Below are 19,098 nucleotides of genomic sequence, written 5' to 3' on the forward strand. Positions count from 1 at the left end.
ATTTTTTTACGTTCCCTTTTTGTGGGGGTCAGTGAAAAAGAGTATTCAAACGAGCAATCGTTTTTTAGTGGAGGGGAAATGCATTAATGAAAACATATCAAGAAGATCCGGTGGTCCAAAAAAATCGCTGGTGGATTTTAGTCTCAGTGGCGATGTTTACCTTCATGTCTACCTTAGATTCTAGTATTGTAAATATTGCTTTACCGACGATTTCCAAAGATTTGGCGGTACCGATGAACAAAGCGGAATGGGTCGTCTCGATTTATTTGATGGTTGTCTGTGCCTGCTTACTGCTTTTTGGAAAAGTTGGTGACAGCTTCGGCAAAATCAAGGTTTATCGAATCGGGACCGTGATTTTCACTGTTGGTTCACTTTTGTGCGGCTTCAATCATTCCTTAACGATGTTGCTCTTTGGACGGGTGATTCAAGGGATCGGTGCCAGCATGACGATGGCGACGAATACCGGTATCACCACCGAAGTATTCCCGATGAATGAACGGGGACGAGCATTAGGTGCGATTGGCGCATTTGTTTCATTAGGCTCGATTGCCGGACCTGGTATCGGCGGCTTAATCTTAGCCCACTTTTCTTGGTCTTATATATTTTGGATTAATGTTCCTGTCGGCATTCTGACGATTTTGATCGGTGAAAAATTTTTACCAAAAGACATTACGATGTCGAAGAAGAAGATCGATTGGCTCGGCTTTGTAACATTTGCAATAACGATCATGAGCTTCTTTGGAGCCGTCTTTATTGGTCAAGAGGTGGGTTACATTCATCAATTGCCACTGCTGTTATTCGTAGTTGCGGTGATCTTTTTTGTCTTATTTATACAAGTGGAAAAGCGCAAGGAAAACCCTCTTTTGGTCTTCAGTATTTTGCGAAATAAGTTGTTTACTATGAGTTTGATTACCGCACTATTGATTTTTTCGGCCAATTTTTTCGTGAATGTCGTCATGCCGTTCTATTTGCAAGATGCGCGAGGTTTAACGGCTAGTTATGCTGGATTATTAATGATGGTCTTTCCTTTTTTGATGGTCATTGGTTCTCCGCTTAGCGGCTATCTGACGGATAAAATCGGACCGCAAAAATTGGTTTTACTAGGATTGCTGCTGCTGTCCATCACTCAATTAATGTATGTTTTTATGAATCAAACAAGCCCAATCTGGTACTATGTTTTAGCAACAGCGATTATGGGAATGGGCAATGCATTGTTCCAATCGCCTAACAACACGATCGTTATGAGCAGCGTCGAAAAAGAAAATCTAGGGGTCGCCGGCAGTTTGAATTCCTTTGCTCGTAATTTAGGGATGGTTATCGGGATTGCTTTATCAACGACGATTCTATATAGCGGGATGAGTGCTTCTTACGGTCAGCGGGTAACGACCTATATCATGAATCGACCAGATATTTTTATCTTCGGTATGCGGGTCACCTTTATAGCCTCTTTAGCGATCTGTGTCATCGCTTTACTGATCTCGCTGTTCCGGTTTAGAAAAAGGGCAATTAATTAAACAGTTGAATAGTACAAAAGAAGTTGATTGTTACGTGAATGGTAACGGTTGACTTCTTTTTTTTAAAGGACTCTGTTATACTAGTTTTGCTTAGCTGTACTATTATAATAGATAAATTTTAAATCGGGAGGTAACTATGGCGACAAAACACGATCTGATTTTAGAGCATATTGAAAATTTGCCTGTGGGCGAGCGCATCTCTGTCCGCAGTATCGCAAAAAATTTAGGTGTGAGTGAAGGAACGGCTTATCGGGCGATTAAGGACGCTGAGAATATCGGTTTGGTTTCAACGATTCAACGAGTAGGAACGATACGAATCGAACGGAAGCTGAAGAAAAACATCGAGCGGTTGACTTTTGGGGAAGTTGTCCGGATTATCGAAGGCGATGTTTTAGGCGGATCTAACGGACTAGATAAGGATTTGAATAAATTTGTTATCGGTGCCATGACTGAGGATGCCATGCGACGCTATATTACGCCCGGCTCTTTATTGATTATCGGGAATCGGGAAGGGGCACAAAAATTAGCGCTGCAAGATGGTGCTGCGGTGCTGATTACTGGGGGATTTGATACAACGCCTGAGATTGCGCAACTTGCCGATGACTTAGAATTACCGGTTTTAAGTACGACCTATGATTCTTTCACTGTAGCGACCATGATCAATCGGGCCTTAAGCGATCAATTGATCAAAAAAGATATTATGCAAGTCAGTGATATTTATATGCCGTTGGAGAAAACCGTTTATTTACAGGCGGGCGACACAATCTCCAACTACCATCGCCTATCAGAAAAAACGGGTCATTCCCGTTTTCCTGTGGTGAATAAAAGTATGCGACTCTTAGGAGTGGTGACGGCGAAGGATGTTTTAGGAAAAGCGGATAGTCAAATGATTGATCGGGTGATGACACGGGACCCGAATGTTGTGAAGCCTAGTATGAGTGTGGCATCAGTCAGTCACCAAATGATCTGGGATGGACTTGAAATGATGCCGGTAGTCAAGGATGATCTTTCACTAGTGGGGATGGTCAGCCGTCAAGATGTGATGAAGGCAATGCAATTAGTTCAACGCCAGCCGCAAATGTCAAATACGATCTCGGATCAAGTTGTTGGTGACATTGTGACGGTTGATACGGATCGCGAGGATAATCCGCTGGAAAAACCGTACTTCAAATTCGAGGTTACTCCTCAGATGGTCAACAGTGTTGGCACGATTTCTTTTGGGGTCCTTAGTGAGTTGGTGGCGAATGTTGCGCAGCGGAGTATTCTAATGGATCAACGGCGAAATACTTTAATTGAACAAATGAATCTACATTATTTACGCTTAATCCAATTAGAAAGCGAAATTGAGATTCATTCAAGAACATTAGAATTAGGACGGCGCTCTGCCAAAGTTGACTTGGAAGTCTACATTGATAATGTGATCGTGGCTAAAGCGATTGTGGTATGCCAAGTGATGGAGCGTTCTTAGAAAGAGGAAATGGTATGACAATTACAGCAGAAATAGTAGCAATGATTAAACAATATAATCGAATCATGATCCACCGGCACATGCGTCCCGATCCAGATGCGCTTGGTTCGCAGTGTGGCTTAGCGGAAATCTTACGAGCGACCTTCCCAGAAAAAGAAATTTACCAAGTCGGCGGACCGGTCGAAGGGTTAGCCTTTTTGGCGGAAATGGATCAGGTTGCAGATGAACTTTATGAAGGCTCGTTAGTGATTGTCACAGATACCGCTAACGCACCTAGAATCAGCGATGAACGCTATAAGCTGGGGGATAAATTGATTAAGATTGACCATCATCCAAATGACGATCCTTATGGCGATCTTTTGTGGGTCAATACCGAGGCTAGCAGTTGTAGCGAAATTATTGCAGATTTGGCATTTACGGAAGGGTTGGTCGTAACCAAAAACGCCGCTCGTTTATTATATGGTGGGATTATCGGGGATACAGGCCGTTTCTTATATCCAGCGACGACCTCACATACCTTACAAGTCGCAGCCCAACTACTAGATTATCAGTTTGATGCAGCCAAATTGAATCGTGAAATCGATCAGATTTCATTGGAAGTCGCAAAGCTTTCCGGCTATCTGTATCAAAATTTGCAGATTGATGAAAATGGTGCTGGTTATGTGATCTTAGATCAAGCCATTTTGAATAAATATGGCATCAAGGATTCAGATACGGCAGCCCTTGTGCCGCTGCCTGGAACGATCGATGTGGTACTCGCTTGGGCGGTCTTTGTTGAACAGCCGGAAGGGTACTACCGAGTTCGCTTACGCTCAAAAGGCCCTGTCATTAATGAGCTGGCAAAGCAATATCATGGCGGTGGACATCCGTTAGCCAGTGGGGCCAATGCGAAAGATCAGGCGATGTGCCAAGAGATCTACCGTAAAATCCAAACTTTATGTGAAAACTATCGCGGAAACGAGTAATTGTAAATAGAAGGGGCCGATCATTTTGGCGCCTTCTATTTTTTTGTTAAGTTCCGTCGTTAAAATAGTTTGAGAAAAGCTTTTCAAGCCGCGTTTTTTTCGATACACTAAGGATTCAGAAAAAATATTGGAGGAAGAATATGCCAAATTGTCCTATGTGTCAGTCAGAATATACGTATGAGGATCGCGGTTTATTTGTTTGTCCCGAATGTGGACACGAATGGTCGGAAAATGAGGTCGTTGAAGCAGGTCTTGTTGTGAAAGACAGCAACGGCAACCAATTGCAAGACGGAGATAGTGTCAGTGTGATTAAGGATTTGAAAGTCAAAGGTGCTTCAGGCGCAATCAAGCAAGGAACTAAAGTAAAAAATATTCGTTTAGTCGAAGGTGATCATAATATTGATTGTAAAGTCGATGGCTTCGGTCCGATGAAATTAAAATCGGAATTCGTTAAGAAACTGTAATTTTACTAGAGATTCTTAGAGTTGTATTCATAAAAAATTCACGGCTTTCATGGTAAACTATAATCAGGAAACTATTCATTAGAATAGTCAATTATCTTTGATTTGAGGAGAATGTTTATGTATGGGAATGGAATGTTTTATAATTTTTTCGATCCCACGTTTTTATTAGTCATTGCAGGCTTAGTGATCTCAGGTCTAGCGTCTGCTTATGTGAATTCGACGTTTCGGAAATATGATGATTTCCGCAGCCGTAAAGGAGTAACCGGAACAGCGGCGGCAGAATACATCTTACACAGCCAAGGGATCAATGATGTGGGTGTACAGCAAATTGCTGGAGATTTGACGGATAATTACAATAGCGGAAATAAAATGCTAAGCCTTTCAGAAGCGACCGCCCAATCAACCTCGGTGGCAGCGATCGGTGTAGCAGCCCATGAATGTGGTCATGCAGTTCAGGACGCGAAAAATTATTTTCCGTTGCGTTTGCGAGCAGCGATTGTACCAATTGCCAATATCGGCTCGACAGTTTCATTTCCGTTAATTATTTTAGGTGTTATCATGAGTTGGAACGCGACCTTGATCAATATTGGGATTTTGGCTTTTTCATTAGCGTTAGTATTCCAATTAGTGACCTTACCGGTGGAATTTGACGCTTCACGCCGGGCCTTAGGTATTTTACGTGAAGGCGCGCTGTTAGATGAAGAAGAATTAGCAGCGGCCCGCAAAGTTTTAGTTGCCGCGGCTTTGACGTATGTTGCCGCCGCCTTAGCAACATTTTTACAATTACTGCGTTTGATTCTACTATTTGGTGGTAATCGCAGTCGTGATTAGAAATTAAGCCACGTTTAAACTTCTTAGGGAGTTTAGACGTGCTTTTTTTTACAACCATCCTCTGGTGGACGAGCCAAATCAATTCATTTTCTGTTTTTTCGTTTACGCTTTCATTTCCTGGTAGCTCTTATTATTGTTAATTTTAAGAGTATGGTATCATGGGAGAAAGGAGCTGATACCATGAAAAGATCGACTAAAGTCAAAATCGGAGTGGGCGTTGTTGTAGCTGCTAGTACAGCGACAGCCGTGATTGCTTCGGGAAAATTAATTGAAAAAGCTCGTCATGTTTCGAATCGGTATAAAGTGAAACGTTTTGTTAATGATAAGTTTGATGGCAATGAGCCGTTGCTTTCAATCGTTGATAAACTTTCAGATGAAGATTTAGATAACATTATGAGTATTTTAGACAAGATCAAAAGCGGAAAAAAGCGTGTGTCTGTCTACGGTGAGTCCATCAAAGATACGACCGAAGACTTGAAGGGCAAATTGATGGATTTTGTAGATAAAATGATGTAAAAGTCATACTGATCATCAAGTAGCAGCTATTAAGTTATGACTTGATGATCGTTTTTTTTATGGCGTAACTTGCATAAATTTGTTACTGCTTATTTTTTTCGGATATGCTAAAGTAGGTTAATCAATTAGCGGTAGGCGAGGAAAAAAATGGAACGAGAAAGTCGATTGACGGAAGAAGAAAAAATCATTTTTATGCAGGCGGCAATCAATGAGGCGAAGCAGGCGGAAGCGATTGCTGAAGTGCCCATCGGGGCGGTGGTCGTCCATCAAGGCAAAATTATCGGACGCGGTCATAATTTGCGGGAGCATAGTCAAGATGCCACGAGTCACGCGGAAATGTTCGCGATTCGTGAAGCCTGTAAAGCATTAGAAAATTGGCGCCTAGAAGACTGCCAGCTGTTTGTTACTTTAGAACCTTGTCCAATGTGCAGCGGCGGCATGATTTTGTCACGGATTGAAGAGGTTTATTTTGGAGCCTATGATCCGAAAGGCGGGACTGCGGGTACTTTAATGAATCTGTTGACCGATGAACGCTTCAATCATCGCGCCTATGTAGAAGGCGGGATTTTAGAAGAAGAATGTGGTCAGCTTTTGACCAACTTTTTCCGTCAGTTACGAGCACGAAAAAAAAAGACTAGCCAAACGGACTAGAGTTTGTTATACTATTTTTTGCCGAAAGGCAGGACAATGCCGGGCCTGTGAATTGTGTCAGGTCTGGAAGGAAGCAGCACTAAGTAGGATCCGGCATGTGTCTGATTTAAACAGCATGGACCAACAGGCGAGGGCCTGTTTTTTTGTGTCTGCAGTATCAAAAAAAAATTCATTAAAATCTGGCTATGAAGCAAGGGTGGGTCTAACATCATTGCTTCAATTTTTTTTAATAAAAATTTGGTTAATGTTAATAAAAGGGTTTACATTATTTTTGTTATTAGTTATATTATATATATATACAAGTGATTTATCAGGATGGTAATTGCTTTTAGCAAGCTAAACCTGTTTATAAGTGGAGCATATTTTTGTTATGCTTTATTTGTAAACAGGTTTTTTTAATGGAGGGGAAACATGGTCATTGAAAAAGTACTGAACAATAATGCAGTCTTGGCGCTAGATGAGTCCGGTGAACAGATCATTGTTTGCGGTCGGGGCATTGCTTATAAGAAACGCCCTGGCGAAAGTGTCCTTCAGAGCGCAGAAAATCAAGTTTATACGTTGAAAAATGGGAAGCTCGACGTTCGGCTACAGCAACTCCTGTCAGAAATTCCTTTAGAAGTTTTGCAGCTGGCTGAGGAAATCGTCACGTATGGGAATGAATTGTTGGGAAAACGATTAAGCGGAAGTATGGCGATCTCGTTGGCGGATCATCTTCATACCACTCTGCAGCGCCATGGTGAGGGAATCCATTTAACGAATGTCATGTTGTGGGACATTCGCCGTTTTTATCCGCAGGAATTTTCTGTGGGCTTAAAAGCGTTAGCGCTGATCAAGCGAACTTTCGGGGTGGAACTGCCTGAAGATGAAGCCGGCTTTATCGCGATTCATTTTGTGAATGCCCGAATGGGAAATAATTTAAAGGAAACGATTGAAGTAACCAAATTGATGCAAGACCTCACGAATATCGTGAAATACCATTTTAATTTGGAATTTGATAAAGAGGATGTCTATTATAATCGGTTCATTACCCATCTGAAATTTTTCTCGCAGCGGGTCTTACAAGGAGAGCTGTATCATGAGGAAGATGACGGCTTGAGTCAGTTGATTCAGCACAAGTATCCGGGAGCCGCCGGTTGTATTAAGCGAATCGAAGGGCTGATTGAAAGTAAGTATGCCTATCCCTTAAGCGAACAGGAAAAATCGTATTTGATCGTTCATGTTCAGCGGTTAGTTTATAAAACCAAAACAGCAGTCAGGTAATTAAGTACAGGCCTTCAAGAAGGAGGACAGTAAAAATAGCGGCTTGTGTGAATAAATGGATGGTAACATTAAGTTGGCCAAACCTTCTTATATTATGAAATGGAAGGTGAAAAATAAAATGGGAAAATATGAAGCTTTAGCAAAAAAAATTGTTGAAAATGTCGGAGGAAAAGAAAATGTCGGGGACTTAACCCACTGTGTCACCCGGTTGCGTTTTAAGCTCCACGATGAAAGTAAAGCCAATGACGAAGCCATCAAACTAATGGATGATGTCGTGACGTTAATGAAAAGTGGCGGACAATATCAAGTCGTGATCGGTAATCATGTGCCGGAAGTCTATGAAGATGTCTGCGCCTTGATCGGCACGCTTAATCCAGCAGATGCGCCGAAGCAGAAACAGAGCTTTGGCAATATGGTCGTCGATTTTATCTCAGCGATGATGGGTCCGGTATTGGCGGTCTTGATCGGTAACGGAATGATCAAGGGAATCTTAGCCTTGTGTGCCTTCACTGGAATCATTAGCATGGAAAGTGGCTTGTACACATTATTGAACGCAACTGGGGACGCGATGTTTTATTTCTTCCCAGTCTTCCTAGGCTATACATCGGCGAAAAAATTAAAGATTGATCCTTTTGTCGGTGCGGTAATCGGAGCGCTCTTGATGTATCCCTCATTACAAGGGACCGATTTGGATATTTTAGGCCACACGATCAATGTCAGCTATTCCAGCACGGTGATGCCGGTGGTGTTCACGACGATTTTTGCGTCATTGATCTATAAACCGTTAATGAAGATCATTCCAGATGTCGTTAAAACCTTTATGGTACCGATGCTTACGATTGTTATTGCGGCACCGTTGGGCTTTGTCTTGATTGGCCCAGCAATGAATACGCTCTCTAATTTGTTAGTTGGCGGCGTAATGGCGGTTTATTCTTTCAGCCCAATCTTAGCCGGTTTCTTAATGGGCAGTTTGTGGCAAGTGATCGTGGTCTTTGGCTTACACATGGGCTTTGTCGCGGTTGGAATCGTTCAGCTAGCTTCTGGTCAGGCGACACCGATTTTTGCATTGGCAACAGGAGCAGGCTATGCCCAAACCGCAGTGGTTATGGCGATCTGGATGAAGACGAAAAATAAAAAATTAAAAGACTTGGCGTTACCTGCTTGGATCTCAGGCTGGTTTGGTGTGACGGAGCCGGCGATTTACGGGGTGACGCTACCGAGAATCAAATATTTTGTAGCCGCGTGTATTTTCGCCGGTTTTGCTGGCTCCTTCATGGGAATGCAGGGCATGTTGGTGCATCAAATGGCAGGGCTAGGTATCTTTGGAATTCCTGGCTACTTCAACGAAGCGATGCCGGTTTCTACCACGCTGATTAATTTTGCCATCGCTTTAGCGATCTCAATGATTCCAACGTTCTTATTTACTTACTTTACCTATCAAGATGAAGCCGAAATCGTTGAAAATACCGAAGCTGCGCACACGTCATTGACGGATACGGTGGTGGCACCGATCAAAGGAAAAGTAATGCCTTTATCATCAATCAAAGACGAAGCCTTTTCTTTAGGAATGTTAGGCAAAGGGATCGTGATCTTGCCAGAAGAAGGCAAAATGTATTCGCCAGTCGACGGTGTTGTAACAATGGTCTTTCCTTCTCTCCATGCGGTCGGGATTACTGCCGACAATGGCTTACAAATTTTGATCCATGTAGGCATGGATACCGTTCAACTAGATGGTGAAGGTTTTACAGCCCATGTTGTCAAAGATCAAAAGGTAACGAAGGGTCAATTATTATTAGATTTTGATATTGATTTAATTACTAGCCGTGGATACTCTGTGGAAACATCTGTGGTAATCACCAACAGTCACGATATTTTAGACGTGATCGAAACAAACAATCAACAAGTTGCAGTGGCAGACGATCTGCTGACCGCGGTATTCTAATTCGGTTTATTGAGAGAGGACGAAAAATATGACATTTCCAACTAATTTTTTATGGGGCGGCGCGACGGCGGCCAATCAATGTGAAGGAGCCTGGGACCTTGACGGTAAGGGAGCTAGTATCCCCGATCATATGATGGGAGGCAGCTTGCACAAACAAAGAGAATTTACTAAAGAAATCGATCTTGATAAATATTATCCAAGTCATAGCGGCATCGACTTCTATCATCATTACAAAGAAGATATCGCGCTGTTCGCGGAAATGGGCTTCAAAGTCTTCCGTTTAAGTATTGCTTGGTCACGGATTTTTCCAAATGGTGATGACGCGGAGCCGAATGAAGCGGGCTTGGCTTTTTACGATCGTGTTTTTGATGAGTGTGCCAAACACGGCATCGAGCCATTAGTGACCATTAGCCATTTTGAATTGCCGTATCATCTCGGTGAAAAGTACAATGGCTTTGCGGATCGTCGCACGATTGATTTTTATGTGAATTTTGCGGAGACGATTTTCAACCGTTACAAAAACAAAGTCAAATATTGGCTGACCTTCAATGAGATCAACTTTGGGACGTTACCATTTGGCGGCCGGTCGCTTTTAGGGATTATTGATGGCAAAGATGACGAGCACCGCCGTTATCAAGCATTGCATAATATGTTTGTAGCCAGCGCTCGGACGGTGAAATTGGGGCATCAGGTCAATCCGGACTTTCAGATTGGCTGTATGCTGGCGTATATCACGATGTATCCATTGACTTGTGCTCCGGCAGATGTCTTAGCTTGTCAGCAAATGAATCAAAAATTGAATTGGTTCTGCGGCGATATTCACGTGAAGGGCGAATACCCGTTTTACATGGAAAACTATTTTAACCAGCACGGCATTACGTTAGAACGCTCGCCAGAAGATCTAAAAGAAATCAAAGAGGGCACGGTTGATTTTTATACCTTCTCGTATTACATGACGACGTGTATCGCCGTGGAAGCAGAAAATGGCGACCGCACCGGCGGAAATCTATTTGGTGGTATGAAAAATCCTTATTTAGCAACTAGCGAATGGGGCTGGCAGATCGATCCAGTAGGATTGCGTTATACCTTGAATCAATTATACGATCGCTATCAGATTCCATTGATGGTGGTGGAAAATGGCTTAGGCGCGGTTGATGAAGTGGAAGCAGACGGGGCGATCCATGACGAGTATCGGATTGACTACTTGCGTCAACACGTTCAGGAAATGGATAAGGCGCTGGAGGACGGTGTTGATTTAATCGGCTACACGTCATGGGGCTGTATCGATTTAGTTTCCGGCGGAACAGGGGAAATGGCGAAACGCTACGGCTTCATCTATGTCGATAAAGATGATGTAGGTGCCGGCAGCTTGAAGCGTAGTAAAAAGGATAGCTTTGATTGGTACAAACAAGTCATTGCCACCAATGGTGAGAACTTAGCTAGTCGTAAAGAAGTTCTTCAATCGGTAGAGTAAGCAAAACGAAACAAAGAAAGAGCAGGGCGTTCCTGTCTTTCTTTGTTTTTTTCAATTTATATCAATCGATTGAAGCCGCTTGCGATTAGGAGTAAACTGAATGTATTCTATTTCGGAGGTGGCAGGATGAAGGAAAAACAAGCATTTCATATAAACGGCTATATCGGTTTGGTGGGGCTGCTCGCACTTCTTTTAGCAGGGACGGGGCTGATTTTAAGCGGGAGTCACACATGGAACACCGCGTTTTTTGTTCTAGGGATTGTTTTATGGGTGATTGCGCTGTTGTTTTTAAGCTCATTGACGATCGTAGCACCAAATAAAGCGATGGCAGTGCTGTTTTTTGGAAAGTATTTAGGAACCATCAAATCAAACGGCTTATTTATCACGACACCGCTGACACGAAAAATTCCGATTTCATTGAAGGTTCGCAATTTCAACAGCTCTTTGTTGAAGGTCAACGATTCGGATGGAAATCCGATTGAAATCTCCGCCGTCATCGTTTATCGAGTGGTGGATACGGCGAAGGCGATGTTCGATGTGGATTATTATTTGGATTTTGTCGAGATCCAAAGTGAGACGGCGATTCGGCACATCGCAACACAATATCCTTATGATACTTTTAACGACGATGATTTGACCTTGCGGGGGAATACCACCGAGGTTTCGGAAGAGTTAGCCAAAGAACTGCAAGAACGCTTGGCAATGGCAGGTGTGGAAGTGATTGAGACACGGCTGAATCATTTGGCCTATGCGACAGAGATTGCAAACGCGATGTTGCAACGGCAACAGGCGAAGGCGATCTTATCTGCGCGGCAGACCATTGTTGAAGGGGCAGTTACCATGACGCAAATGGCCTTGGAACAAATCGAAAATGGGCAAGAAATTCATTTTACCGATGATCGCAAAGTCCAACTGATCAATAATTTATTGGTTTCTATCATTACCGACAAAGGAACCCAACCAGTTATCAATACTGGCGATCTGTCAGATAAGTAGGAGGAAGCCTGATGAAAAAATTATATATCAAGCAAAAAGTCTTTAGTATCGGTGAAAAATATACGGTGATGGATGAGAATCAGGAGCCCCGTTATTACGTGAAGGGAAGTTTTTTAAAGATTCCTAAGACCTTCACAATTGAGGATGAACAAGGTCGTGAGATCAGTAAGATTACGAAGAAAGTCATCAGTCTACTACCGAAATTCTTTGTTGAGATGAACGGGAAAGAAGCCATTGAGATCAGTAAGCATCTGTCTTTCTTAAAGGCTAAATACTCAATTTCGGCTGAAGGATTAACCGTTGACGGCAACTGGTGGGACATGGATTTTGAAGTTTCGCAGCATGGGCAGAAAGTAGCGGAAATCAATAAACGCTGGATCTCTTGGGGGGATACTTATGAGATCTCGATTTTTAACGAAGCGCTGGAAGAGCTGATTATTTCATTAGTGATCGCGATTGATTGTGTCAAAGCCGATGAAGCAGCGTCATCTTCCTCTTCAAGTTAAAACAAGACCGCAGTTGCGCAAGCAGCCGCGGTCTTGTTGTTTTATACAAGCCTTTAGTGGTATGTAAAAAACGAGTGTTTTGATTAAGGAAGCGATCCGATTAAAAAAGCGTCATCTCTTTCATCGTGGGTTTTTCAATTGTGAGTAATTGTTCTTTGATCTGTAGTCCGGCTTTGCTAGAGCCAGAATACCCTACTAGCTTACCGCTTTTTCCAATGACCCGATGGCAAGGAACAAGGATCGGCAACGGGTTGTTGCGGTTGGCTTGTCCAATGGCACGGACGGCTTTCGGTCGTTGGATTTTTTCGGCGACCGCTTGATAACTGCAAGTCTCGCCGTACGGAATCTCGGTTAGGGCCTGCCAAACTTCTTGTTGGAAGGGAGTGCCGGATTCAAACTGATAGGGAAGATCAAAGGTTGTACGCTTACCAGCAAAATATTCTTCTAACTGACTTTGGGCTAGTTCTAGGATTGTTTGGTTCGCCAAAGGATTCTCAATGAGTGGCGTATAAGAAACGCGAGTTAGAGCCTCCGAATTGGCGTCTAGCCAAATCGTTCCAAGAATAGATTCAAATTGCATTGTTTCACCTGCTTTCTTTCAAAATAAAAATGGATGTATTAAGTTTAGTTTTTTCAGCATTGCTGGCGAAGGTGTTCCTTCAGCCTTTTTTCAGCTATATGTTACTATAGATGCAACTAGAAGAGTTGAAAAGAGGTAGAATAATGGAAAAAATTATTCTTTTACATACCAACGATCTCCATTCCCATTTGGAAAATTGGCCGAAGATTCGGCGTTTTCTTTTGAACCGTAAACAAGAGGAAGCAGCTGAGAAAAAAATCATTACCGTGGATTTGGGGGATTTTGTGGATCGTTGGCATCCATTGACCGAAGCAACCAATGGGCAAGCCAATGTAGAACTAATGAATCAAATCAATTATGATGCGGCGACGATCGGCAACAATGAAGGTGTCGGCAATTCTAAAGCGGAGTTGAATCAGTTGTATGATCAAGCGAACTTTGATGTTTTGTTAGACAATTTATTCGATAAAAAAACGCTTCAGCCTCCCGCTTGGTCGCAACCATGCAAGGTCATTACGACTGAGCAAGGAACGAAGGTCGGATTACTAGCGTTTACTGCGCCATTTCCATTGACGTATAGTCCTAACGGCTGGGATATCCGTCAAGTAATGGACATTTTACCGGACTTGGTGGCGGACATTCGGCCCAAAGTCGATGTGCTCGTTCTAATGAGTCATTTAGGGATCAGTGCCGATCGCCGGATCGCTCGCGAACTTCCCGCCATCGATGTGATTCTGGGTTCCCATACCCATCATTTATTTGAGCATGGGGAAATGGTCAATGGCGTTCAATTGGCGGCGGCTGGGAAATATGGCTATTATGTTGGTGAAGTTCACGTGACTGTTGATGACGAGCATCGCATCCAAAAAACGTCGGCCCGTACCTTTGCCACCGAAAAAATGTTGGAATTACCGGAGGATCAAGAGGAGATCACAGGCTATCTGGCAACTGGACACAAGTTGCTGGCGGCTAAGACAGTCTCAGAGGTTCCTTTTTCGATGTCAACTGATATTCACGACGAGCACCCGATGATTGACTACGCATTGGCAGCGGTGAAGGAAGCGGCGGAGACGGATGTTGCGATTTTGAATTCAGGCTTGTTTTTAACCGATATTCCAGCGGGGATTGTTAATCAAGATCAGTTGCACACCGCTTTGCCACACCCTATGCATTTGATCAAAGTCACGCTAGATGGGAATAATTTGATTCGTTTGATTTTAGAAATGGAAAAAAATCGTCATTTTTTGATTAATTTTCCTGTGATGGGGATGGGCTTTCGCGGTAAAGTCTTTGGTCATTTGGTTTATGATGGAATCGAATACGACGCGATCAATCATCAAGTTCGCTGGCTGGGAGAATTGGTAGATCCTGAGTCGGAATATACGTTGGCAACGGTGGATCATTATATGTTTGTGCCGTTTTTCCCGACGATCGAGATCGCTGGGCGCTATGAGTTTTTGTTCCCGGCATTTATCCGCAGTGTTTTGGGAGACTATCTCCACACTCACTACCCAACCAAATAAAAACAAGGTATAATAACAATCAGGTGGTGAAACGATGACAAAAGAAAAACGCGACAAAAAAGAAAATACGAAAACGGCTGAAAAATCAGTTACACAAGAACTGACAGAAGTCTTAGATGAAATCGTTGAGACGCCCGCTGAAGAAAAGAAAAAAGGCGAGTCCGTCGTTTTTGTAGATGAGAGCAACCTTTTAATTGGCGAACGCCAATATCGCTTAGTTAGAAATTATCGTGAAGGCTTTGATGCCGATCGTTTAGGTGAACGCTTTAGTGAGGTCTTAACGCGTTATGATTATATTGTTGGTGATTGGGGCTATGACCAATTACGGTTGAAGGGTTTTTTTAACGAGGACAATCGTAAAAGTCTGCCAGAACAACGCATCGACACGTTAGAAGATTATCTCTATGAGTATTGCAATTTCGGCTGTGCTTATTTTGTGTTGGAACGAACTGGCGGAAAACGCCAGCAACCCCGCAAAAAACGCAAGCGCAAACGGAAAGACAAGCCGCAAGCATTTGTAGAGGAAAAGAAGGCGCCGGTAGCTGAGAAGCAGCGAAAGAAACCTGTGATCAAAAACCGTCAGCCGAAAAAAGAAACACCAACCAAGACAAAAGAAAAAGACGAACGCTTCGTGATTCGTCAAAGAGAAGAGTAGTGGGATGTACAAAGGATATTTGATCGATTTAGATGGAACGATTTATCGTGGCAGCGAACCGATTCCTGCGGGGCGTCGCTTTGTTGAACAATTACAGGCGCGTCAGATTCCATTTTTATTTTTAACCAACAATACAACGAAGACGCCGGCGACTGTGGCGGCTCGCTTAGAAAATGAATTTTCGATCCATGTCAGTCCAGAAACCGTTTATACGGCGACGTTGGCGACAACGGATTACATGGATGCGCTGGCTAAAGGCAAAAAAGTATTCGTAATTGGTGAGCCAGGACTGATTGATCCGATCTTAGCTGCGGGTTACGTTTGGGAAGAAGAGAATCCTGATTATGTGGTAGTCGGCTTGGATACGCAAGTGACCTACGAGAAATTTGTAACGGCAACCTTGGCGATTCAAAAAGGCGCGACTTTCATCGGCACGAATCCCGACAAAAATATTCCAACCGAACGGGGGCTGCTACCAGGAGCTGGTTCGGTGATTGCTTTGGTTGAAGCGGCAACGCAGCAAAAGGCGATCTATATTGGTAAGCCAGAAGCGATCATTATGGATAAAGCCGTGGAAATTCTAGGTCTGGAAAAATCAGAGGTGATTATGGTAGGGGACAATTACACGACCGATATTATGGCAGGAATCAATAATCAAATCGATTCGCTGCTGGTCTTGTCGGGCTTTACTCAAAAAGCAGAAGTTCCAACGCTACCTGTTGCGCCAACCTACGTAGTGGATTCATTAGATGAATGGAGCTTCGATGAATAAGAAGTGGTTGGAAGTTCTCGGACTGATTTGTTTATTCGTGACCTTGCTGACATTAGCCATCACCCTGACGATCAATGCTCGTTGGCTTTATCAATGGGACATTGGTCATTTGAATTTATTGGATATGACGATTCTATCAGAAAAGGAATTGCTGCATAATTTCGATCAGCTGATGCGTTATTTGAACACACCTTGGGTCACGGAATTAAAAATGGCGGATTTTCCGGTGTCAGCGAGTGGGGCCTTGCATTTTTATGAAGTGAAGAAGCTCTTTTTACTGAATTATGGCTTGTTGATCGTGACCGTGGGCCCCAGCATTTGGTATCTGCGTCGGTTGGTGAAGCAGCACCGCTTATGGGAGTTGATCCAGCCGTTTCGGATCGCGGTAGTTGTTCCGGTCGTGGTGGCCTTTTTGATGGCAGTAAACTTTGATCGCTTTTTTATTATGTTTCATGGGGTCTTTTTCAACAATGACGCATGGATCTTTAATCCAGTGACTGACCCGATCATCAATGTCTTACCGGAGACTTTTTTTCTCCATTGCTTTATTCTGTTTTTTATTTTATTAGAAATATTTTTGCTTTTACCAATTATCATTGGCAAAAGAGCATTAAAAAAAGAGCGTTAAGCTCTTTTTTTAATGCTCTTTAATGTACGATCGAATCTAATTTCCGTGGATGTTCATGAGCCAAACGACTAGCGGCAGACGCTGCAATCGCACCTACAAGATCATCTAAAAAAGTATGGACATGAACACCGTCGTGAGCGTTTAATTTTTCTAAGATCCCGGGCTTAACCTTGTCAATATAGCCATAATTGGTAAAGCCGATAGAGCCGTAGACATTTACGATTGAAAGGGCCATGATCTCGTCGATCCCATACAGACCTTCATCCTCTTCCAAAATATCTTGTAAAGGCGAGTCCAGTTTTTTTTCTTCCGCTAATTTATCCAGTTGGATACCGGTAATGATCGCGTTGTGGACTTCTCTTTTAGTCAATACACGATTGACACTGTGAATACATAATTCGATATCCAATTTATCAATATAATCCTTTTGTAAAAAGTATACCAAATCAGCGATGTCGCGAATCGTCACGCCACGCTCTTCCAATAGTTCCCGCGCCTTTTGCTCCAGCGCTGTCGTTTCAAAAACCATAAGCTGCCTCCTTTTTCGTATTAAAGTATCTATTTTTCCGAGTTCAGGAAAAATAAGTTTGATTCTCAAGCCGTATAGTTTCTTGTATCAGTACCCTCTAAAAATGATTGGATCAGCCTTGATTTTGTGGAAAGAGACTTGAACTATGCCCCGGCTGTGTCCGGTTTTTAGGGTCGATATAATGCAAGGCATTATTAACAGCCGTAGGAGCTTCACCCATACCAGTCGCAATCAATTTTACTTTTCCATCATAAGTAGTGATGTCCCCGCAAGCGTAAACGCCGGGAATCGAGGTCCGCATATCTGACTCAACTAAGATTGCTTGCCGGGTACTTTCTAAGCCCCAAGATTTTAAATGATCCAAAGAGGAAGAGAAACCATAATTGACGATCAAGTAATCGATGTTTAAGTTAATTGTCTCATCACTTTTCGCCTTTTGTAAAGTCAGATCCTCCAAATTTTGTTTCCCATGTAGTTCTTTTAAAATATATGGTGTGTAAATATTCACCGAGGATTCTTTTAATTGCTGGACGCTGTGTTCGTGACCACGGAAATTATCCCGCCGATGAATGATGGAGACCTCCGCTGCAATCGGTTCTAGCATCAATGCCCAGTCAATCGCTGAATCGCCACCGCCGGCAATCGCGACTTTTTTTCCGGCATATTTCATTAAGTCGGTAATGTAGTAGTCGATGCCGTGATCTTCGTAAGCTTCAGCGCCGTCGATCATTAATTTTCGCGGTTGGAAAGAACCATTACCAATCGCTAATACTACAGCTTTCGTGTAGTGGCTATCTTTTGTGGTAACCAATTCTAAATAGTCCTCGTGTTGTTTTAATTCCAAGACTTCCTCGTCTAAACAATAAGTGTGAGCAAAAGTCCGTAGTTGTTTTTCTAAGTTGCCAACTAAATCCGCGGCTTTGACTAATGGAAAGCCGGGGATGTCGTAGATATTTTTTTCAGGATAAAGGGTCGTCAATTGGCCGCCGAGTTGCGGCAAACTATCGATTAATTTAGTTTTTGCTTGACGAATCCCAGCATAAAAAGCAGCAAACATTCCGATTGGCCCTGCGCCAACGATTGTAATATCATAAATTTCCATGTCAACACCCTTTCTTTCCGATCAATTGTAACAAATAAATCAAAGAGAAAGAACCGCTTAGTTTCAAGAGGTGGCAAATCAAGAAAAGTTTGTTATGATAGATACAGCAAAAATAAAGGAGGGCATTGAAGTGACTCAATTTCCACAATTAAACTTAGCAGAAGAAAAAGGTCCGAAAGCGACGATTAAAACAAATATGGGGGATATCAAAGTTCAATTATTCCCAGAAGAAGCACCAAAAACGGTGAAAAACTTCGTTGAGTTAGCCAAAAAAGGCTATTATGACGGCGTGATTTTCCACCGCGTAATTCCTGATTTCATGATTCAAGGCGGCGACCCAACCGGTACAGGTATGGGAGGGGAAAGTATTTACGGTGAAAAATTCGAAGATGAATTCTCGCGCAACTTATTTAACTTACGCGGTGCCTTATCAATGGCCAATGCTGGTCCAAATACAAACGGCAGCCAATTCTTTATTGTAAACAATCAAAATGTGCCAGCCAACATGATGACTCAATTAGAAGAAGCGGGCTTCCCTGGTGAAATCGTTGAAACATACAAACAAGGTGGGACACCTTGGTTAGATTTCCGCCATACAGTCTTCGGACACGTAGTAGAAGGTATGGATGTAGTCGATAATATTGGTGCTGCTAAACGTGGGCCACAAGACAAACCAGTCAATGATATCGTGATTGAATCAATCGAAGTTACTGAATAAAAAA

20 protein-coding genes and 1 other RNA gene are annotated in these 19,098 nt (G+C 42.8%); 18 read left to right on the forward strand and 3 right to left on the reverse strand.

The window, feature by feature from the left end; genetic code table 11:
- The first annotated feature begins 86 nt into the window (after positions 1-86).
- From IGI54_RS02175 to IGI54_RS02235, 13 genes are all read left to right on the forward strand, one after another.
- Positions 87-1,514 (forward strand): MFS transporter, encoded by a 1,428-nt coding sequence (locus tag IGI54_RS02175; RefSeq protein WP_313631412.1) that lies wholly within the window; start codon positions 87-89, stop codon positions 1,512-1,514.
- A 136-nt stretch (positions 1,515-1,650) separates the two neighbouring features.
- A complete protein-coding gene (locus tag IGI54_RS02180) occupies positions 1,651-2,982 on the forward strand; it encodes a DRTGG domain-containing protein (protein WP_071861494.1) in 1,332 nt (443 codons plus the stop codon).
- A gap of 14 nt (positions 2,983-2,996) precedes the next feature.
- A complete protein-coding gene (locus tag IGI54_RS02185) occupies positions 2,997-3,947 on the forward strand; it encodes a DHH family phosphoesterase (RefSeq protein ID WP_430621052.1) in 951 nt (316 codons plus the stop codon).
- A gap of 140 nt (positions 3,948-4,087) precedes the next feature.
- Positions 4,088-4,411 carry a zinc ribbon domain-containing protein YjdM gene (locus tag IGI54_RS02190; protein ID WP_071861492.1) on the forward strand — a complete coding sequence of 108 codons (324 nt, stop codon included), beginning with the start codon at positions 4,088-4,090 and terminating at the stop codon, positions 4,409-4,411.
- A gap of 117 nt (positions 4,412-4,528) precedes the next feature.
- Entirely contained in the window at positions 4,529-5,242 is a 714-nt protein-coding gene (locus IGI54_RS02195; protein ID WP_313631410.1) for a zinc metallopeptidase, read from the forward strand.
- A gap of 180 nt (positions 5,243-5,422) precedes the next feature.
- Positions 5,423-5,758 (forward strand): hypothetical protein, encoded by a 336-nt coding sequence (locus IGI54_RS02200; protein WP_071861490.1) that lies wholly within the window; start codon positions 5,423-5,425, stop codon positions 5,756-5,758.
- A 147-nt stretch (positions 5,759-5,905) separates the two neighbouring features.
- Positions 5,906-6,409 (forward strand): tRNA adenosine(34) deaminase TadA, encoded by a 504-nt coding sequence (gene tadA / locus IGI54_RS02205; RefSeq protein ID WP_430621053.1) that lies wholly within the window; start codon positions 5,906-5,908, stop codon positions 6,407-6,409.
- A gap of 26 nt (positions 6,410-6,435) precedes the next feature.
- Positions 6,436-6,519: signal recognition particle sRNA small type (gene ffs / locus IGI54_RS02210), an RNA gene on the forward strand.
- A 301-nt stretch (positions 6,520-6,820) separates the two neighbouring features.
- Entirely contained in the window at positions 6,821-7,669 is an 849-nt protein-coding gene (gene licT / locus IGI54_RS02215; protein ID WP_430621054.1) for a BglG family transcription antiterminator LicT, read from the forward strand.
- 118 nt (positions 7,670-7,787) lie between these two features.
- Positions 7,788-9,611 carry a beta-glucoside-specific PTS transporter subunit IIABC gene (locus tag IGI54_RS02220; RefSeq protein WP_430621055.1) on the forward strand — a complete coding sequence of 608 codons (1,824 nt, stop codon included), beginning with the start codon at positions 7,788-7,790 and terminating at the stop codon, positions 9,609-9,611.
- 28 nt (positions 9,612-9,639) lie between these two features.
- The gene (locus IGI54_RS02225) at positions 9,640-11,085 is read left to right on the forward strand and encodes a glycoside hydrolase family 1 protein (protein ID WP_430621056.1); all 1,446 of its coding nucleotides are present in this window, start codon (positions 9,640-9,642) and stop codon (positions 11,083-11,085) included.
- A 126-nt stretch (positions 11,086-11,211) separates the two neighbouring features.
- Positions 11,212-12,081, forward strand: a complete 870-nt coding sequence (locus tag IGI54_RS02230; protein WP_071863410.1) for an SPFH domain-containing protein — start codon at positions 11,212-11,214, stop codon at positions 12,079-12,081.
- A gap of 11 nt (positions 12,082-12,092) precedes the next feature.
- On the forward strand, positions 12,093-12,587 hold the full coding sequence (locus IGI54_RS02235) for an LURP-one-related/scramblase family protein (protein WP_071863409.1): 495 nt from the start codon (positions 12,093-12,095) through the stop codon (positions 12,585-12,587).
- A 100-nt stretch (positions 12,588-12,687) separates the two neighbouring features.
- Here IGI54_RS02235 and IGI54_RS02240 read toward each other — a convergent pair whose 3' ends face one another.
- Positions 12,688-13,167, reverse strand: a complete 480-nt coding sequence (locus IGI54_RS02240) for a methylated-DNA--[protein]-cysteine S-methyltransferase (RefSeq protein WP_430621057.1) — start codon at positions 13,165-13,167, stop codon at positions 12,688-12,690.
- Positions 13,168-13,310: 143 nt separating this feature from the next.
- Here IGI54_RS02240 and IGI54_RS02245 point away from each other — a divergent pair, with 143 nt between their 5' ends.
- The 4 genes from IGI54_RS02245 to IGI54_RS02260 are packed head-to-tail and all read left to right on the forward strand — an operon-like array spanning position 13,311 to position 16,745.
- Positions 13,311-14,690, forward strand: a complete 1,380-nt coding sequence (locus tag IGI54_RS02245) for a bifunctional metallophosphatase/5'-nucleotidase (RefSeq protein WP_430621058.1) — start codon at positions 13,311-13,313, stop codon at positions 14,688-14,690.
- Between the two features lie 34 nt (positions 14,691-14,724).
- A complete protein-coding gene (locus IGI54_RS02250; protein ID WP_071863406.1) occupies positions 14,725-15,345 on the forward strand; it encodes a YutD family protein in 621 nt (206 codons plus the stop codon).
- A 4-nt stretch (positions 15,346-15,349) separates the two neighbouring features.
- Complete coding sequence (locus IGI54_RS02255) at positions 15,350-16,117, forward strand: TIGR01457 family HAD-type hydrolase (protein WP_430621059.1); 768 nt, start codon at positions 15,350-15,352, stop codon at positions 16,115-16,117.
- Positions 16,110-16,745 (forward strand): TIGR01906 family membrane protein, encoded by a 636-nt coding sequence (locus IGI54_RS02260; RefSeq protein ID WP_430621060.1) that lies wholly within the window; start codon positions 16,110-16,112, stop codon positions 16,743-16,745. Before IGI54_RS02255 ends, IGI54_RS02260 begins: the two co-directional genes overlap by 8 nt.
- A 19-nt stretch (positions 16,746-16,764) precedes the next feature.
- Here the strand turns inward: IGI54_RS02260 and IGI54_RS02265 are convergent, their stop codons facing one another.
- Positions 16,765-17,274 (reverse strand): phosphatidylglycerophosphatase A family protein, encoded by a 510-nt coding sequence (locus tag IGI54_RS02265; protein ID WP_071863403.1) that lies wholly within the window; start codon positions 17,272-17,274, stop codon positions 16,765-16,767.
- Between the two features lie 112 nt (positions 17,275-17,386).
- Positions 17,387-18,376, reverse strand: coding sequence for an NAD(P)/FAD-dependent oxidoreductase (locus IGI54_RS02270; RefSeq protein ID WP_430621061.1), 990 nt, complete (start codon positions 18,374-18,376; stop codon positions 17,387-17,389).
- A gap of 94 nt (positions 18,377-18,470) precedes the next feature.
- Here IGI54_RS02270 and IGI54_RS02275 point away from each other — a divergent pair, with 94 nt between their 5' ends.
- Positions 18,471-19,094, forward strand: a complete 624-nt coding sequence (locus IGI54_RS02275; protein WP_430621062.1) for a peptidylprolyl isomerase — start codon at positions 18,471-18,473, stop codon at positions 19,092-19,094.
- The last annotated feature ends 4 nt before the right edge of the window (positions 19,095-19,098 follow it).

Source organism: Enterococcus sp. DIV0800, assembly GCF_050559735.1.
GTDB classification, from domain to species: Bacteria; Bacillota; Bacilli; order Lactobacillales; family Enterococcaceae; genus Enterococcus_A; species Enterococcus_A devriesei.

Coding starts and splice junctions, on each gene's coding strand:
- IGI54_RS02175 (WP_313631412.1), top strand. CDS start 87: ATGAAAACATATCAAGAAGATCCGGTGGTCCAAAAAAATCGCTGGTGG.
- IGI54_RS02180 (WP_071861494.1), top strand. CDS start 1,651: ATGGCGACAAAACACGATCTGATTTTAGAGCATATTGAAAATTTGCCT.
- IGI54_RS02185 (WP_430621052.1), top strand. CDS start 2,997: ATGACAATTACAGCAGAAATAGTAGCAATGATTAAACAATATAATCGA.
- IGI54_RS02190 (WP_071861492.1), top strand. CDS start 4,088: ATGCCAAATTGTCCTATGTGTCAGTCAGAATATACGTATGAGGATCGC.
- IGI54_RS02195 (WP_313631410.1), top strand. CDS start 4,529: ATGTATGGGAATGGAATGTTTTATAATTTTTTCGATCCCACGTTTTTA.
- IGI54_RS02200 (WP_071861490.1), top strand. CDS start 5,423: ATGAAAAGATCGACTAAAGTCAAAATCGGAGTGGGCGTTGTTGTAGCT.
- tadA (WP_430621053.1), top strand. CDS start 5,906: ATGGAACGAGAAAGTCGATTGACGGAAGAAGAAAAAATCATTTTTATG.
- licT (WP_430621054.1), top strand. CDS start 6,821: ATGGTCATTGAAAAAGTACTGAACAATAATGCAGTCTTGGCGCTAGAT.
- IGI54_RS02220 (WP_430621055.1), top strand. CDS start 7,788: ATGGGAAAATATGAAGCTTTAGCAAAAAAAATTGTTGAAAATGTCGGA.
- IGI54_RS02225 (WP_430621056.1), top strand. CDS start 9,640: ATGACATTTCCAACTAATTTTTTATGGGGCGGCGCGACGGCGGCCAAT.
- IGI54_RS02230 (WP_071863410.1), top strand. CDS start 11,212: ATGAAGGAAAAACAAGCATTTCATATAAACGGCTATATCGGTTTGGTG.
- IGI54_RS02235 (WP_071863409.1), top strand. CDS start 12,093: ATGAAAAAATTATATATCAAGCAAAAAGTCTTTAGTATCGGTGAAAAA.
- IGI54_RS02240 (WP_430621057.1), bottom strand. CDS start 13,167: ATGCAATTTGAATCTATTCTTGGAACGATTTGGCTAGACGCCAATTCG.
- IGI54_RS02245 (WP_430621058.1), top strand. CDS start 13,311: ATGGAAAAAATTATTCTTTTACATACCAACGATCTCCATTCCCATTTG.
- IGI54_RS02250 (WP_071863406.1), top strand. CDS start 14,725: ATGACAAAAGAAAAACGCGACAAAAAAGAAAATACGAAAACGGCTGAA.
- IGI54_RS02255 (WP_430621059.1), top strand. CDS start 15,350: ATGTACAAAGGATATTTGATCGATTTAGATGGAACGATTTATCGTGGC.
- IGI54_RS02260 (WP_430621060.1), top strand. CDS start 16,110: ATGAATAAGAAGTGGTTGGAAGTTCTCGGACTGATTTGTTTATTCGTG.
- IGI54_RS02265 (WP_071863403.1), bottom strand. CDS start 17,274: ATGGTTTTTGAAACGACAGCGCTGGAGCAAAAGGCGCGGGAACTATTG.
- IGI54_RS02270 (WP_430621061.1), bottom strand. CDS start 18,376: ATGGAAATTTATGATATTACAATCGTTGGCGCAGGGCCAATCGGAATG.
- IGI54_RS02275 (WP_430621062.1), top strand. CDS start 18,471: ATGATAGATACAGCAAAAATAAAGGAGGGCATTGAAGTGACTCAATTT.